We start from the raw sequence: 14,201 nt of genomic DNA, 5'->3' as shown, positions 1-14,201 counted from the left end.
ATACGGCCGCTGATGCACAGCGCCGGCCTTAGGCTATAGACGGAGACCACGGACATGGTAAGGCAACTGCACCTCGGCGCCTTCATGCGGCCGGTGTCGATCCATACCGGGGCCTGGCGCTATCCCGGCGCCTTCCCCGACGCGAACTTCAACTTCGCCCACCTCAAGCGCTTCATCCGCGCCCTGGAGGCGGCGAAGTTCGACGCCTTCTTCATGGCCGACCATCTGGCGCTGCTCAACATGCCGATCGAGGCGCTGAAGCGCAGCCACACCGCGACCTCGTTCGAGCCGTTCACCCTGCTGTCGGCATTGGCGGCTTCAACTGAGCGGATCGGACTGGTCGCCACCGCCTCCACCACCTTCGAAGAACCCTTCCACATCGCCCGCCGCTTCGCCTCGCTCGACCACATCTCCGGTGGGCGGGCGGGCTGGAACATCGTCACCACCGCCAACCCGGACGCCGCCTTGAATTTCGGCCGGACCGAGCATATGGAGCATGCCGAGCGCTACCGTCGCGCCCGTGAATTCTATGATGTGGTCACCGGCCTGTGGGACAGCTGGGCCGACGACGCCTTCGTCCGCGACCAGGAGAGCGGGCTGTTCTTCGACCCGGACAAGCTGCATGTCCTCGACCACAAGGGAGATCATTTTTCGGTACGCGGCCCGCTGCACATCGCGCGGCCGGTCCAGGGCTGGCCGGTGATCGTCCAGGCCGGCGCCTCGGACGCGGGACGTCAGCTGGCGGCGGAAACGGCGGAGGTGGTGTTCACCGTCTCCTCCACGCTGGCCGACGGACAGCGGATCTACGCCGACATCAAGGGCCGGGCGGAACGGGCCGGGCGGTCCAGCGACAGTGTCAAGATCCTGCCGGGCGCCCTGGTGGTGGTCGGCGAGACGGTGGAGGAGGCGAAGGCCAAGCGCGCCCGGCTAGACAGTCTGGTTCATGAGGCGAGCGCCTTCGCCTCGCTGTCGATCGCGCTCGGCACCGACGTCTCCGCTTTCGATCCGGACGGCCCGCTGCCGGAGGTTCCGGAAACCAACGCCAGCCGCAGCGGGCGCCAGCGCGCCATCGACCTCGCCCAGCGCGAAGGGCTGACCGTCCGCCAACTGGCGCAGCGCCTGGGCGGCTATGCCGGCTTCGCCTTCGTCGGCACACCGGTCTCGATCGCCGATGAGATGCAGCAATGGCTGGAGGAGGAGGGGTCGGATGGCTTCAACATCATGTTCCCCTTCCTGCCGGAAGGGCTCGACGATTTCACCCGTCTGGTGGTTCCCGAACTCCAGCGCCGCGGTATCTTCCGCCGGGAGTATGAGGGAACCACCCTGCGCGATCATCTCGGGCTGAAGCGGCCGGAGAACCGCTTCTTCGCCCGGCGGAGTTAGGCCGGGACACGGACCGCCGCGGCGGGAACGGGGAACTGCGCCAGTTCGGCCAGGTGTGGAATTGGCTGGAGGCGATAATTTTACAATATCTTATGTTTATATGAAATATATCACGTAGAGATTTTCCTTTGCTGATTGACAAACCTACTTTTCTAATAGGAAATTTGACACCTTCCCAGCCCGTCACCAACGAAATCACACAGGGACCAGTCCACCATGGCCATTCGCCAGCCCGCCAAGGTCGGCAAGCTGCTCGCCGGAGAACAGCCGAGCGGGGATGATCTGGACGTGTTGAAGGCGCAAGGTGTGCGCAGCGTCGTCAACCTGCGGGAGGACGGCGAGCGCGACAGGCCGTCGATCCCGGCGGAGGAAGGCCGGCAAGCGGAGGCCCTCGGCTTGTCCTTCGTCCATCTTCCGGTCACCGTCCCGGAACTTTCTCCGGAGCTGGTCGAACAGTTCCGCCGGACGGTCGATGCCCTGCCCGGCCCGGTCTATGTCCACTGCGGATTGGGACAGCGGGCGGTCACGCTGGCGCTGATCGTGGACGCCCAGGATACGGGGGCCAGCGCCGAAGACGCGATCCGTGACGCGGAGCGCCAGGGCTTCGAAATCACGCCCGAGGTCAAGACTTTCATTCGGACGCAGCTCGACCGCGATTGACGGCCGGCCGCCAGGAACCATCGGAATTCGAAGGGAAGCAGCCTATGAAACGGCTCATTGGAATGCTGGTCGGCGCCGCCGCCCTGATCGGGCTTGCGACACCGTTCGCCGCCGCAGCGGCGGAGAAACAGGTCCGCATCGGCTATCAGAAATACGGCACCCTGATCATCCTGAAGGAACAGGGCCTGCTGGAGAAGAGGCTGGAGCCGCTGGGCTACAACGTGGTCTGGACCGAGTTCCCCGGCGGTCCGCAGTTGCTGGAAGCGCTGAATGTCGGCGCGCTCGATTTCGGCACCACCGGCGAGGCGCCGCCGATCTTCGCGCAGGCGGCCGGCGCTCCCCTGCTCTATGTCGGCTACGAGCCGGCCTCGCCCAAGGGGGAGGCGCTCCTGGTGCCAAAGGACAGCACGATCCGGTCCGTCGCCCAGTTGAAAGGCCGCAAGGTCGCGCTGAACAAGGGCTCCAACGTTCACTACCTGCTGGTCAAGGCGCTGGAAAGGGCCGGGCTGTCGGTCGCCGATATCGAGCCGGTCTATCTGCCGCCGGCCGACGCCCGCGCCGCCTTCGAGCGGGGTGCGGTGGACGCCTGGGCGATCTGGGATCCGTTCTACGCCGCGGCCTCCGTCGCCACCGGCGCGCGCACGCTGACGGATGGAACCGGAACCGACGGAACCGGAACCGACGGAACCGGACCCGACGGCGCCGGGAGCGACGGGGCGGGGCTGGTCAAGAACCATCAGTTCTTCCTCGCCGCCAAGCCGTTCGCCGCCGCCAACCAGCCGGCGATCGACGCCATCCTTGCCGGGTTGGCGGAGATCGACGACTGGGCGGGCAAGAACGTCAGGGCGGTCGCCGAACAGCTCGGCCCCAAGGTCGGCATTCCGGTTCCCGTGCTGGAGATCGCCGCCAGCCGTCAGGGCTATGGTCTGCGTCCGATCGACGCCGAGGTGATCGCCGAACAGCAGCGCATCGCCGACACCTTCTTCGCGCTGAAGCTGATCCCCAAGAAGATCGACGTGTCCACCGCCGTCCCCGGGAGCAAGTCATGACCACCAATTCCGAAGCCGCCTCGGAAGCCAACATTCTGTGGTTCATTCCGACCCACGGCGACGGCCGCCATCTCGGCACTTCGGTCGGCGCGCGCGAGACCGACCGGCACTATCTGCGCCAGATCGCGCAGGCCGCCGACAGCCTGGGCTATTACGGGGTGCTGCTGCCGACCGGCCGGTCCTGCGAGGACAGTTGGGTGGTCGCCTCCTCCCTGGTCCCGGTGACCGAACGGCTGCGTTTCCTGGTCGCCGTCCGGCCGGGGCTGCAATCGCCGACGCTGGCCGCCCGCATGGCGGCCACGCTCGACCGCCTCTCCGACGGGCGTCTGCTGATCAACGTCGTCACCGGCGGCGACCCGGTGGAGAACAAGGGCGACGGCATCTTCCTGTCGCACGGCGAACGCTACGAGGTGACGCGCGAGTTCCTCGATGTCTGGAAAGGGCTGTTCGGGAACGAGCCGGTCGATTACCAGGGCAAGCACATCCGGATCGAGGACGGCCGCCTGTTCTACCCGCCGGTTCAGGCTGGCGGACCACCCCTCTTCTTCGGCGGATCGTCCGACGCCGCCAACGCGGTCGCCGCGACCTATGTGGACAAGTACCTGACCTGGGGAGAGCCGCCGGCGCAGGTCGCGGCGAAGCTCGCCGACGTCCGCTGTCAAGCGGAGGCAAGAGGTCGGAAGGTTACCTTCGGGATTCGTCTGCACGTCATCGTGCGCGAGACCACCGAACAGGCGTGGAAGGCGGCCGACGACCTGATCCGTCATGTCGACGATACCACCATCGCGGCGGCCCAGGCGGTCTATGCCCGCATGGATTCGGTCGGGCAGCGGCGGATGTCCGAACTGCACGGTGGACGCCGCGACAAGCTGGAGGTCGCCCCCAATCTGTGGGCCGGCGTCGGGCTGGTGCGCGGCGGCGCCGGCACCGCCCTGGTCGGCGACCCGGAGACGGTGGCGGCCCGCATGCGCGAATACATCGACCTCGGCATCGACACCTTCATCCTGTCCGGCTATCCGCATCTGGAAGAGGCCTACCGCTTCGCGGAGCTGGTCTTCCCGCTGCTGCCGCTGGCCACCACGACCGGCCGTCCGCGAAGCAGGGTCGCAAATGGCGGTCCGTTCGGGGAAAGCATCGCCAACAACCTGCCGCCAGCGCTTCGGCAATCCGCACAGTGAGGGGCAGCGCGAGGTCGGATGCAGGTTTCCGGCCCGAACTGCCACAACGGATCGGGTGGAGACTGGCGCCCTGGCCTCCGCGCCACTGCTTCCGCTCGCTCCTTGGGAAGCGGCGGCACGGTTCAACTGGCTGCCGACACGGGTGTCCGAGATGGAACGGATCTCCGTGCCGAGCCTCCTCCGGATTGGAGGACAGCTCAGTTGAGCTCCTGCTGGGAACGGAAGGTGGACATGACGACGACACGGCGCTTTTTCATGGACGAGTTCAAGCGGGGACATGTCGAACACCCCATGCACCGTCACGGTTACGGTCTTCGTGCCCAGCGTCCCCGAGCCTTCCGGGTCCGCACCAGCGACAGCAACCACGCCCTGCCGATCGCTTGAATCCGCCCAGCTTGCCGGTCACCCGCAAGTTCGCCTGAAGTCCATCGCTTCCAGGCAAAGCCTGCCTTCAGGCCGAATTCCGCACCAAAGTCGTGTGGAGATCGCTGGCGGAAGGATAACGCGTCATCCATGTGAAAGTTGTCATAACAGCGCTGCGAAATCTACACTCTCACCTGCATAAGATAGCGAGCAATTAGCATTAGCTGCACTGCAACATTCCAAGACAAGCCATGCCGAAACGGCGGGTGTCGATGGGAGATTCCGGTGCGATGTTTACGGTACAAAAAGCGGCGGTCGAATGACACCGCCCGACCACAGGGTTTCGAGAAGGCCATATTATGCAGACCAAGCATTCCGTCGCCCGCAGTGCGACAGCCGCCATCATCGCACTGGCTGCCCTGGTCGCCGCCGCCGCCGCCGGTGCCTCGTCCTCCGCCGAGCGCGCAGCGGTCCCGATGGCGTCCATCGACTTCCAGGCCATCACCGATACGGCCAATCGCGACCCGCTTCTCTTCAACTGATCCGGCCTGATCGCGCCGTCCGCCGACATGGAGATCGAGGTACGGCGTCGCCATGTCGATCCGTCGGATCAGGTGGTGGCGCGTTCAACGATGCCAAAGCCGACGTCGACGACCTTCCGGGCGACCGGATGGCCGGCCAAGCGGGTCAGCAGGGCTTCGGCGGCCAAGCGGCCGATGGCGAAGCGATCAATGCGCACGGTGCTCAGCGGCGGTGACATGTAGGCGGCGAAATCCAGGTCGCCGAAGCCGACCACGGCGATATCCCCCGGCACCGCCAGGCCGCGGGCCTGGGCCTCAAGCACCACGCCGTGCGCCATCGCATCGGAACTGCACTGGATGGCGCCCCGCCGGAACCCATTCGCAAGCAGTTCACCCAGGGCTTCCCGTCCCATGGCCATGGTGCTGGGAGCCGGTGTGGAAATGCAGGCGACGTCGCTGATCCCATGGCCGGCCAGGGTCGCGATGAATTCCCTGCTGCGCAGCGTCGCACGCTCATCGTCGGCGCCGATCGTGGCAAACTGCCGGTATCCCTTGCCATACAGATAGTTGGCGACCCCTTGGCCAACCGCCTTGTGCGAGAAGCCGACGGCCATGTCCACCGCCTTGTGCGACAGGTCCCAGGTTTCGACAATCGGGATCTTGGCGGCCCGTAACTGCCGGCGCGTCTGCGCCAGATGGCTGGTGCCGGTGAGATAAAGGGCGTCCGGCCGTCGGCTGAGGATAGCCTGGAGCAGACCGCCCTCGCGCTCGGTGGGGTAGCCGGACAGCCCCAGCAGCATCTGGTAGCCGTCCAGGGCCAGCCGGTCGGTAAATGCCTGGATCGCCCCCGAGAACAGCACGTGCGTGAGTGTCGGCACGACCGCCGCGACCACCTTGGTCCGGCTCGACGCCAGCCCGCCAGCCAGCAGGTTGGGGACATAGCCGGTTTCCACAATCGCCTTTTGAACGACCTCCTTGAGTTCCGAGGTCACCGTTTCCGGGTGATTGATCACGCGGGAGACCGTCATCCTTGAAACGCCGGCCAGCGTCGCCACCGTCTCCAGCGTCGCCCGTCCGCTGGACGGTCGCGCGGTGCGGCCTCCGGCAGCCTTTGCCGGCGTGGCTCCCTTCTTGGTCCTCTGATGGCGAGGGCGGAGAGTTGGTGTGTCGGACACGGCGCGGACCCCAAACGTTGAGTTTTAGATACGGCCAGCGACGGTGAGACGCAAGGACGTCCGCTGGGGCCGACGGGGCCGGCCGGCGGCAAAGAAGCCCGCCGGACCATTTGATTGTTGGCTTAACGGAAAAAACGGTGGCAAAGCGCCGCAGCCTCTTGCGTCGCATTTTCATTGAAGCTAACAATCGCAGCGCTATTGTGAGCGGTAACAAAAAACGCCAGGCATTTATCGCTCTTAAGAGAGCGCTCACAACAGATAATTTCTGGCTATGGATGGGAAACACCAAATAACCGGCGGCAGCATGTCATTGAAAATGGAGGCGCCATATGAGTGTCCAAACAGTTATGAGTGACCCCGCTGCCGCCATCGCGGCAACGGCAACAAAAACGCGTGTCCGCTGGACGATCGTTGTGATGCTGTTCGTCGTGACAGCCCTCAACTATGCCGACCGAGCGGTGCTGGCCATCGGCGGCCCAGTGCTTTCCAAGGAACTTGGCATCAACGCCGCCCAGATGGGCTTCATCTTCTCGGCCTTTGGCTGGTCCTATGTGATCGGCCAGTTGCCGGGCGGCTGGCTGCTCGATCGTTTTGGTTCGAAGTGGGTGTATGCGGGAAGCATCTTCACCTGGTCGCTGTTCACGCTGTTCCAGGGTTTTGTCGGCTTCCTGACCGGCGCCACGGCGGTCGCGGCGCTGTTCGCGCTTCGCTTCGCCGTCGGCTTGGCGGAAGCGCCCTCGTTCCCCGGCAACAGCCGCGTGGTCGCCGCCTGGTTCCCCGGCCATGAACGGGCTACGGCCTCCGCCATCTTCAACTCGGCCCAATACTTCGCCACGGTGATCTTCGCCCCGGTGATGGGTTGGCTCACCCACTCCTTCGGCTGGCCATGGGCTTTCGGGTTCATGGGAATTCTGGGCCTGATCGTCGCCTGCCTCTGGCTGAAGGCCGTCCACAGCCCGGTGGAGCACCCGAAGATCAACCAGGCCGAGGTGGATTACATCGCCGCGGGCGGCGGTCTGGTCAATATGGACAATGCCGACAAGAAGACGGCCAGCGCTGCCGATGGGGCCAAGTGGGACTACATCCGCCAGCTCTTCGCCAGCCGCATGATGGTCGGCATCTTCCTCGGCCAGTTCTGCATCAACGCGATCACCTACTTCTTCATCACCTGGTTCCCGGTCTACCTGGTGCAGGCCCGCGGCATGTCGGTGCTGAACGCCGGCTTCATCGCCTCGATCCCGGCCATCTGCGGCTTCGCCGGCGGCCTCCTCGGTGGCGTGGTGTCGGACGCCATGCTGCGCAAGGGCTTCTCGCTGACGTCGGCGCGCAAGACGCCGATCGTGCTGGGCATGCTGCTGTCGATGAGCATGATCGCCTGCAACTACACGGACGTGCAGTGGGTGGTGGTCGGTTTCATGGCGCTGGCCTTCTTCGGCAAGGGCGTCGGCGCCCTCGGCTGGGCCGTCATGTCGGACTGCGCGCCCAAGGAGATCACCGGCCTGTCGGGCGGCGTCTTCAACATGTGCGGCAACATCTCGTCGATCAGCACGCCGCTCATCATCGGCTACATCATCCAGACGACGGGCTCGTTCAACGGCGCCCTGGTCTTCGTCGGTGCCAACGCGCTGATCGCCGCGGTCAGCTATCTGGTCGTCGTCGGCGAGATCAAGCGCATGGAACTGAAAAAGTGATCGGTCCCCGGGGCCGCCGCGCGGCAGCCCACCTTCCCCCGTTGAAGACGCAGTCCAAGAGGATTTTCCGATGCACATCGGCGAACAACTGATCAACCCGACTGACAAGCGCCTGCGCCTGTCCGCACAGCTTGGCGCCAAGGGCATCGTCATCGACACCCGCCCCAACAGCGCGGTGATCGGCGAGGACGGGCTGTGGGATGCCACGAAGGTGGCGGCACAGCGCCGGTGGATCGAGGGTTATGGCTTGCGCTTGGAAGGTATGGCGCTCGATGTCGGTTCCATCCTGCTCGACAGCCTGCGCGCGCCTGAAAGGGCCGCGGCCAAGGCCAGGGAACTCCGCCACAACATCCAGGCCGCCGCCGAGGGCGGGGTGGACATGGTGAAATACACGGTCGCCATGGTCGGCATCACCCGCACGGGAGAGGTGGAGGGACGCGGCGGCATGCGCTGCTCGACCTTCAAGGCCGACGAGTACAAGGCGGAGAATGACGCCCGCTTCTCCTACTGGGGCACCGTGCTGCCGGATGACGAGGCGTCCCGTGCGGATGGCGCTGCCGAAACCTGCGGCCAAGTGATGGCGTCGCAGGCCGGCGGCATCTCCGAAGCCGATGGCTGGCGCGCCATCGAATATCTGGTGGAAGCGCTCCTCCCCACCGCCGAGCGGGCTGGCGTCAAGCTTGCCTGCCACCCGCACGACCCGGCCTACCCGCCCGGCGGCCTGAACGGCGTGCACCATGTGCTCGGTTCGCTGGACGGCCTGAAGCGCTTCGTCAATCTGGCGCCGGAAAGCCCGTCGCTCGGTTTCAACTTCTGCCAGGGCACCATCGCCGAGATGTCGCGCAGCCCAACCGAAACGGTGGTCGAGGCCATCCGCACCTTCGGCCCGCAGAACCGCATCTTCATGGTCCATTTCCGCAACATCAAGGGCGGCTACCTGGACTTCCGCGAGGCGATGCCGGACGAGGGCTCCGTCGACATGGCGGCCTGCATCCGTGCCTACCGCGAGGTCGGTTACAAGGGCGTCCTCTGCCCCGACCACGTCCCCTTCTCCGACGTCGACCCGGATCGCGAACGCTTCTTCGCCTTCTGCCTGGGATACACGCAGGCCCTCCTTCAGGCCGCCTGACCCGGTTGCCGTCAACCAGAAACCCAAAGGATTGGAAACATCATGAGCAAGCTTGGCTTTATCGGATTGGGGATCATGGGCACGCCGATGGCGGGTCATCTTCAGGCGGCCGGCCATAGGCTGTACGTCCACACCGTCGGCGGGGTGCCGGAGGTGCTGGTCGCCGGTGGCGCAGTGGTCTGCGGCTCCGGCAAGGAGGTGGCGGAACAGGCCGAGATCGTCTTCATCATGGTCCCCGACACCCCCGATGTCGAGAAGGTGCTGTTCGGCGTCGGCGGCGTCGCCGAGGGCCTGGGCGCCGGAAAGGGCGCCGGCAAGATCGTGGTGGACATGTCCTCCATCTCGCCGGTCGCCACCAAGGACTTCGCCCAGCGCGTCAACGAGCTGGGCTGCGACTATCTCGACGCTCCGGTGTCGGGCGGCGAGGTCGGCGCCAAGGCGGCCTCGCTCACCATCATGGTCGGCGGCCCCGACAAGGCCTTCGAGACCGTCAAGCCGCTGTTCGAGCTGATGGGCAAGAACATCACCCTGGTCGGCGGCAACGGTGACGGACAGACCACCAAGGTCGCCAACCAGATCATCGTCGCCCTCACCATCGAGGCGGTCGGCGAGGCCCTGCTGCTCGCCGCCAAGGCCGGCGCCGATCCGGCCAAGGTCCGCCAGGCGCTGATGGGCGGCTTCGCCAACTCCCGCATCCTGGAGGTCCATGGCGAGCGCATGGTCAAGCGCAGCTTCGACCCCGGTTTCCGCATCGAGCTGCACCAGAAGGACCTGAACCTGGCGCTGGCCACCGCCCGTTCCCTCGGCGTCAGCCTGCCCAACACCGCCACCGCCCAGGAGCTGTTCAACGCCTGCGCCGCCAACGGCGGACGCGCCTGGGACCATTCCGCCATGGTCCGCGCGCTGGAGATGCTCGCCAACTTCGAGATCGGCCAGACGGTCTGACGACAACGGGGCGATGGGCAAGGGGGACACCCCCTTGCCCATCGCCCCGTCCCCCGGGACCCACTGCGGTGGATGACCAATGTCAACGGGTTCCGCGCGATCCTGAGCGACGCGCGCTGAACCAGGAGGTGAAGCGATGAACGTTCCGGAAAACGCCTTCAAGCGGGCGATCGAGGCCGGCCGGTTGCAGATCGGCCTGTGGTCGATCCTGTCGAGCCATGTGACGGTGGAGATCATCGCCGGCTCCGGCTTCGACTGGCTGGTGCTCGACACCGAGCATGCGCCCAACGAGCTGCCGATGGTCTACAGCCAGCTCCAGGCCGCCGCCGCCGGCGGCCGGGCGCATCCGGTGGTGCGCGTGCCGTGGAACGACATGGTGACGCTGAAGCGTTACCTGGACATCGGCGTGCAGTCCTTCCTGATCCCCTACGTGGAGAGCGCCGAGGAGGCCGCCGACGCGGTGTCCTACACCCGCTATCCGCCGCACGGCGTGCGCGGCTATTCCGCCGCACCGCGGGCGAGCGGCTTCGGCCGGATCAAGGACTACCCGCAGCGATGCGAGGCCGAACTGGCGGTGCTGGTCCAGGTCGAAAGCCGCAAGGGGCTGGACAACATCGAGGAGATCGCCGCGGTCGAGGGCGTGACCGGCCTGTTCATCGGCCCCGGCGACCTGGCGGCGGCGCTCGGCCATGTCGGCAACCCAAAGCACCCCGAGGTCCAGGCGGCCATCGAGGACGCCATCGCCCGCATCCGCGCCTGCGGCAAGCCAGCCGGCATCCTGTCCGCCGACGAGACCCTGGCCAAGCGCTACATCGAGCGCGGCGCCACCTTCGTCGCCGTCGGATCCGACCTCGGTATCCTCGCCCGAACCTCCGAACAACTCGCCGCAAAGTTCAAAGCCAATCTCTGACACCGCGCGACCACCGGCAAACCCAGGCGGCACATCCGAGGGCCTGTTTCATGTCCGACACTCCGCTCTACATCAAGGTGCATGGCGACGACAACGTCGCCATCATCGTCAACGCGCCGGGACTGGCGGAAGGGACTGAGTTCCCCTGCGGCCTGACCTTGCGCGACTTCGTTCCGCAAGGTCATAAGGTGGCGCTCGCCGATCTGGCCGAGGGCGCGCCGATCCGCCGCTACGGGGAGGTGATCGGCCATGCCGCGCGCGCCATCGCCAGGGGCAGCTGGATCGAGGAGTCGCTCGTGACGCTGCCCAACGCGCCGGCGCTGGCCAGCCTGCCGCTCGCCACCAACGTGCCGCCGGCGCAGCCACCGCTGGACGGCTACAGCTTTGAAGGCTTCCGCAACCCGGACGGCTCGGTGGGCACCAAGAATCTGCTGGGCATCAGCATGAGCGTGCAATGCGTGGCCGGCGTTCTGGATGCCGCGGTCAACCGCATCAGGACGGAACTGCTGCCCCGCTTCCCGAACGTCGATGATGTCGTCGCCATCGGGCATACCTACGGCTGCGGCGTGGCGATCAACGCTCCCGAAGCGGTGGTGCCGATCCGCACCCTGAAGAACCTCGCCCGCAACCCCAACCTGGGTGGGCAGGTCATGGTGGTCGGCCTGGGCTGCGAGAAGCTCCAGCCGGAACGCCTGCTGCCGGCCGGCGCCAACGGCGAAACCAGCATCATGACGCTTCAGGACGAGCGTCATGTCGGCTTCGGCGCCATGGTCGCCTCGATCATGGAGATGGCCGAGACGCGTCTGGCGGAGTTGAACAAGCGCAAGCGCGTGACCTGTCCGGCCTCCGACCTTGTGGTCGGCATGCAATGCGGCGGCAGCGACGCCTTCTCCGGGGTCACCGCCAACCCGGCGGTGGGCTATGCCTCGGATCTGCTGGTGCGCGCCGGCGCCACCGTGATGTTTTCCGAAGTCACCGAGGTCCGCGACGCCATCCACCTGCTGACGCCGCGCGCCATTGACGAGGAGGTCGGACGGGCCCTGGTGCGCGAGATGGACTGGTATGACCGCTACCTGTCGGCGGGCCGGACCGACCGCAGCGCCAACCCCTCGCCGGGCAACAAGAAGGGTGGGCTGGCGAATGTGGTGGAAAAGGCGCTGGGCTCCATCGCCAAGTCCGGAAGCAGCCCGATCGTCGGCGTTCTGTCGCCCGGCGAGCGGGCGGAGCGCAAGGGGCTGATCTACGCCGCAACCCCCGCCAGTGACTTCGTCTGCGGCACGCTGCAACTCGCCTCGGGCTGCACCATGGAGGTGTTCACCACCGGCCGCGGGACGCCCTATGGCCTCGCCATGGTGCCGGTCATCAAGGTCGCGACCCGGACCGCGCTGGCCGAGCGCTGGCACGATCTGATCGACGTGGACGCCGGACGCATCGCCACCGGACACGCCAGCATCGAGGACATTGGCTGGGAGATCTTCCGCCTGATCCTGGATGTGGCCAGCGGCCGCAAAACGACCTGGGCCGACCATTGGGGCCTGCGCAACGCGCTGACGCTCTTCAACCCGGCACCGGTGACCTGATCGGGCCGGGCCTTCCCTGCGATCGATGATTTCCTCCACATTGATCCGCGCGCATTTCGGCATCGCCGGGGCGCGCCCGTCGGCCGACCGGAAAAATCCGCAAGAAGTTCATCTCGAGAGCTTATCGCCAAACCGGTGGCGTCAGCTGCGATGACCGCTCCCCCCAACAACCAAAGCGGAGCGCGGCTTTCAGCGCCGCCCCCTGGAGACCCACCATGGCTGCTCAATCATCGTCGCCCAAGATTACCGAAATGCTGGTCGTGCCGGTCGCCGGCCATGACTCGATGCTGCTGAACCTGTCGGGAGCCCATGCCCCGTTCTTCACCCGCAACATTCTCATCCTGAAGGACAGCGCCGGGCACACCGGCGTCGGTGAGGTGCCGGGCGGCGAGAAGATCCGCCAGACCCTGGAGGACGCCCGCGCCCTGGTGATCGGCCAGCCGATCGGCGCCTTCAACAACATTCTGAACCTGGCGCGCCGGGCGTTCGCCGACCGCGATTCCGGCGGCCGCGGCTTGCAGACCTTCGACCTGCGCATCGCCATTCACGCCGTAACGGCGTTGGAAGCGGCGCTGCTCGATCTGCTCGGCCAGTTCCTGGAGGTCCCGGTTGCCGCCTTGCTCGGCGAGGGGCAGCAACGCGACGCGGTCGAGATGCTGGGTTACCTTTTCTATGTCGGTGACCGGACCAGGACCGATCTGCCCTACCGCAGCGAACCCGATGCCGATAACGATTGGTTCCGCCTGCGCCACGAGGTGGCCCTGACCCCGGAGGCGGTGGTCCGGCTGGCCGAGGCGGCGCATGACCGCTACGGCTTCAACGACTTCAAGCTGAAGGGCGGCGTGCTGGCCGGCGAGGAGGAGATCGAGGCGGTGACGGCGCTGGCCAAGCGCTTTCCCCAGGCCCGCATCACCCTCGATCCCAACGGCGCCTGGTCAGTGGAGGAGGCGATCCGGTTGTGCAAGGGCAAGGGTGACGTGCTCGCCTATGCCGAGGACCCGTGCGGCGCGGAAAAAGGCTATTCCGGCCGCGAAGTGATGGCCGAATTCCGCCGCGCCACCGGCCTGCCGACGGCGACCAACATGATCGCCACCGACTGGCGCCAGATGGGCCACGCCATCCAGTTGCAGTCGGTCGACATCCCGCTGGCCGATCCGCATTTCTGGACCATGCAAGGCTCCGTCCGGGTCGCCCAGATGTGCCACGAATGGGGACTGACCTGGGGTTCGCACTCCAACAACCACTTCGACATCTCGCTGGCGATGTTCACCCACGTCGCCGCGGCGGCGCCGGGCAACATCACCGCGATCGATACCCACTGGATCTGGCAGGATGGCCAGCGCCTCACCAAGGAGCCGTTCCAGATCAAGGGCGGTCTGGTCGCGGTGCCGCGGAAACCGGGCCTGGGCGTCGAGGTCGACATGGACGAGCTGGCCAAGGCCCACGACCTCTACAAGCGGTACGGCCTGGGGGCCCGCGATGACGCCATCGCCATGCAGTACCTGATCGCCGGCTGGACCTTCGACAACAAGCGCCCCTGCCTGGTGCGCTGAGCGCGGCGGGGCGGCGTGATCTCCGGGCCGCCGCCCCCGCCCCTCGCCCGCAATGACAAGACAT

General features: G+C 66.3%; 13 protein-coding genes. 12 read left to right on the top strand and 1 reads right to left on the bottom strand.

The window, feature by feature from the left end; all coding sequences use genetic code 11:
- Nucleotides 1-54: 54 nt before the first annotated feature.
- From AZL_RS17950 to AZL_RS17930, 6 genes are all read left to right on the top strand, one after another.
- Nucleotides 55-1,383, top strand: a complete 1,329-nt coding sequence (locus AZL_RS17950) for an LLM class flavin-dependent oxidoreductase (protein ID WP_012975907.1) — start codon at nucleotides 55-57, stop codon at nucleotides 1,381-1,383.
- A 216-nt stretch (nucleotides 1,384-1,599) separates the two neighbouring features.
- Nucleotides 1,600-2,043: a beta-lactamase hydrolase domain-containing protein gene (locus AZL_RS17945; protein ID WP_012975906.1), complete on the top strand. Its 444-nt coding sequence runs from the start codon at nucleotides 1,600-1,602 to the stop codon at nucleotides 2,041-2,043.
- Nucleotides 2,044-2,087: 44 nt separating this feature from the next.
- Nucleotides 2,088-3,092 carry a sulfonate ABC transporter substrate-binding protein gene (locus AZL_RS17940; RefSeq protein WP_012975905.1) on the top strand — a complete coding sequence of 335 codons (1,005 nt, stop codon included), beginning with the start codon at nucleotides 2,088-2,090 and terminating at the stop codon, nucleotides 3,090-3,092.
- Nucleotides 3,089-4,270, top strand: a complete 1,182-nt coding sequence (gene ssuD, locus AZL_RS17935) for an FMNH2-dependent alkanesulfonate monooxygenase (RefSeq protein WP_012975904.1) — start codon at nucleotides 3,089-3,091, stop codon at nucleotides 4,268-4,270. Before AZL_RS17940 ends, ssuD begins: the two co-directional genes overlap by 4 nt.
- Nucleotides 4,271-4,501: 231 nt before the next feature.
- A complete protein-coding gene (locus AZL_RS36355; protein WP_158305990.1) occupies nucleotides 4,502-4,654 on the top strand; it encodes a hypothetical protein in 153 nt (50 codons plus the stop codon).
- A 338-nt stretch (nucleotides 4,655-4,992) separates the two neighbouring features.
- Complete coding sequence (locus tag AZL_RS17930; protein WP_042444184.1) at nucleotides 4,993-5,175, top strand: hypothetical protein; 183 nt, start codon at nucleotides 4,993-4,995, stop codon at nucleotides 5,173-5,175.
- 68 nt (nucleotides 5,176-5,243) lie between these two features.
- Here AZL_RS17930 and AZL_RS17925 read toward each other — a convergent pair whose 3' ends face one another.
- A complete protein-coding gene (locus AZL_RS17925; RefSeq protein WP_247894406.1) occupies nucleotides 5,244-6,209 on the bottom strand; it encodes a LacI family DNA-binding transcriptional regulator in 966 nt (321 codons plus the stop codon).
- 467 nt (nucleotides 6,210-6,676) lie between these two features.
- Between AZL_RS17925 and AZL_RS17920 the strand changes: the two genes are divergently transcribed.
- From AZL_RS17920 to gudD, 6 genes are all read left to right on the top strand, one after another.
- Nucleotides 6,677-8,020 (top strand): MFS transporter, encoded by a 1,344-nt coding sequence (locus AZL_RS17920; RefSeq protein WP_042444182.1) that lies wholly within the window; start codon nucleotides 6,677-6,679, stop codon nucleotides 8,018-8,020.
- Nucleotides 8,021-8,090: 70 nt separating this feature from the next.
- Nucleotides 8,091-9,149, top strand: coding sequence for a mannonate dehydratase (locus tag AZL_RS17915; protein WP_012975901.1), 1,059 nt, complete (start codon nucleotides 8,091-8,093; stop codon nucleotides 9,147-9,149).
- Nucleotides 9,150-9,191: 42 nt separating this feature from the next.
- Nucleotides 9,192-10,094 carry a 2-hydroxy-3-oxopropionate reductase gene (glxR, locus tag AZL_RS17910; protein WP_012975900.1) on the top strand — a complete coding sequence of 301 codons (903 nt, stop codon included), beginning with the start codon at nucleotides 9,192-9,194 and terminating at the stop codon, nucleotides 10,092-10,094.
- A gap of 136 nt (nucleotides 10,095-10,230) precedes the next feature.
- Entirely contained in the window at nucleotides 10,231-11,004 is a 774-nt protein-coding gene (locus AZL_RS17905; protein ID WP_012975899.1) for an HpcH/HpaI aldolase family protein, read from the top strand.
- Nucleotides 11,005-11,054: 50 nt separating this feature from the next.
- Nucleotides 11,055-12,584, top strand: a complete 1,530-nt coding sequence (gene garD, locus AZL_RS17900) for a galactarate dehydratase (RefSeq protein ID WP_012975898.1) — start codon at nucleotides 11,055-11,057, stop codon at nucleotides 12,582-12,584.
- Nucleotides 12,585-12,799: 215 nt separating this feature from the next.
- Entirely contained in the window at nucleotides 12,800-14,137 is a 1,338-nt protein-coding gene (gene gudD / locus AZL_RS17895; protein WP_012975897.1) for a glucarate dehydratase, read from the top strand.
- Nucleotides 14,138-14,201: the final 64 nt, after the last annotated feature.

The sequence above is a fragment of the Azospirillum sp. B510 genome (assembly GCF_000010725.1).
Classification (GTDB): domain Bacteria; phylum Pseudomonadota; class Alphaproteobacteria; order Azospirillales; family Azospirillaceae; genus Azospirillum; species Azospirillum lipoferum_B.
The sequence above is the reverse complement of the archived record's forward strand: the minus strand, read 5'-3'. Positions and strand labels throughout refer to the sequence as shown.

Bases quoted from the DNA above. Each gene is read 5' to 3' on its own strand.
- AZL_RS36355 (WP_158305990.1), top strand. From the start codon at position 4,502: ATGACGACGACACGGCGCTTTTTCATGGACGAGTTCAAGCGGGGACAT.
- AZL_RS17905 (WP_012975899.1), top strand. From the start codon at position 10,231: ATGAACGTTCCGGAAAACGCCTTCAAGCGGGCGATCGAGGCCGGCCGG.
- glxR (WP_012975900.1), top strand. From the start codon at position 9,192: ATGAGCAAGCTTGGCTTTATCGGATTGGGGATCATGGGCACGCCGATG.
- ssuD (WP_012975904.1), top strand. From the start codon at position 3,089: ATGACCACCAATTCCGAAGCCGCCTCGGAAGCCAACATTCTGTGGTTC.
- AZL_RS17920 (WP_042444182.1), top strand. From the start codon at position 6,677: ATGAGTGACCCCGCTGCCGCCATCGCGGCAACGGCAACAAAAACGCGT.
- AZL_RS17950 (WP_012975907.1), top strand. From the start codon at position 55: ATGGTAAGGCAACTGCACCTCGGCGCCTTCATGCGGCCGGTGTCGATC.
- AZL_RS17930 (WP_042444184.1), top strand. From the start codon at position 4,993: ATGCAGACCAAGCATTCCGTCGCCCGCAGTGCGACAGCCGCCATCATC.
- AZL_RS17915 (WP_012975901.1), top strand. From the start codon at position 8,091: ATGCACATCGGCGAACAACTGATCAACCCGACTGACAAGCGCCTGCGC.
- gudD (WP_012975897.1), top strand. From the start codon at position 12,800: ATGGCTGCTCAATCATCGTCGCCCAAGATTACCGAAATGCTGGTCGTG.
- AZL_RS17940 (WP_012975905.1), top strand. From the start codon at position 2,088: ATGAAACGGCTCATTGGAATGCTGGTCGGCGCCGCCGCCCTGATCGGG.
- garD (WP_012975898.1), top strand. From the start codon at position 11,055: ATGTCCGACACTCCGCTCTACATCAAGGTGCATGGCGACGACAACGTC.
- AZL_RS17945 (WP_012975906.1), top strand. From the start codon at position 1,600: ATGGCCATTCGCCAGCCCGCCAAGGTCGGCAAGCTGCTCGCCGGAGAA.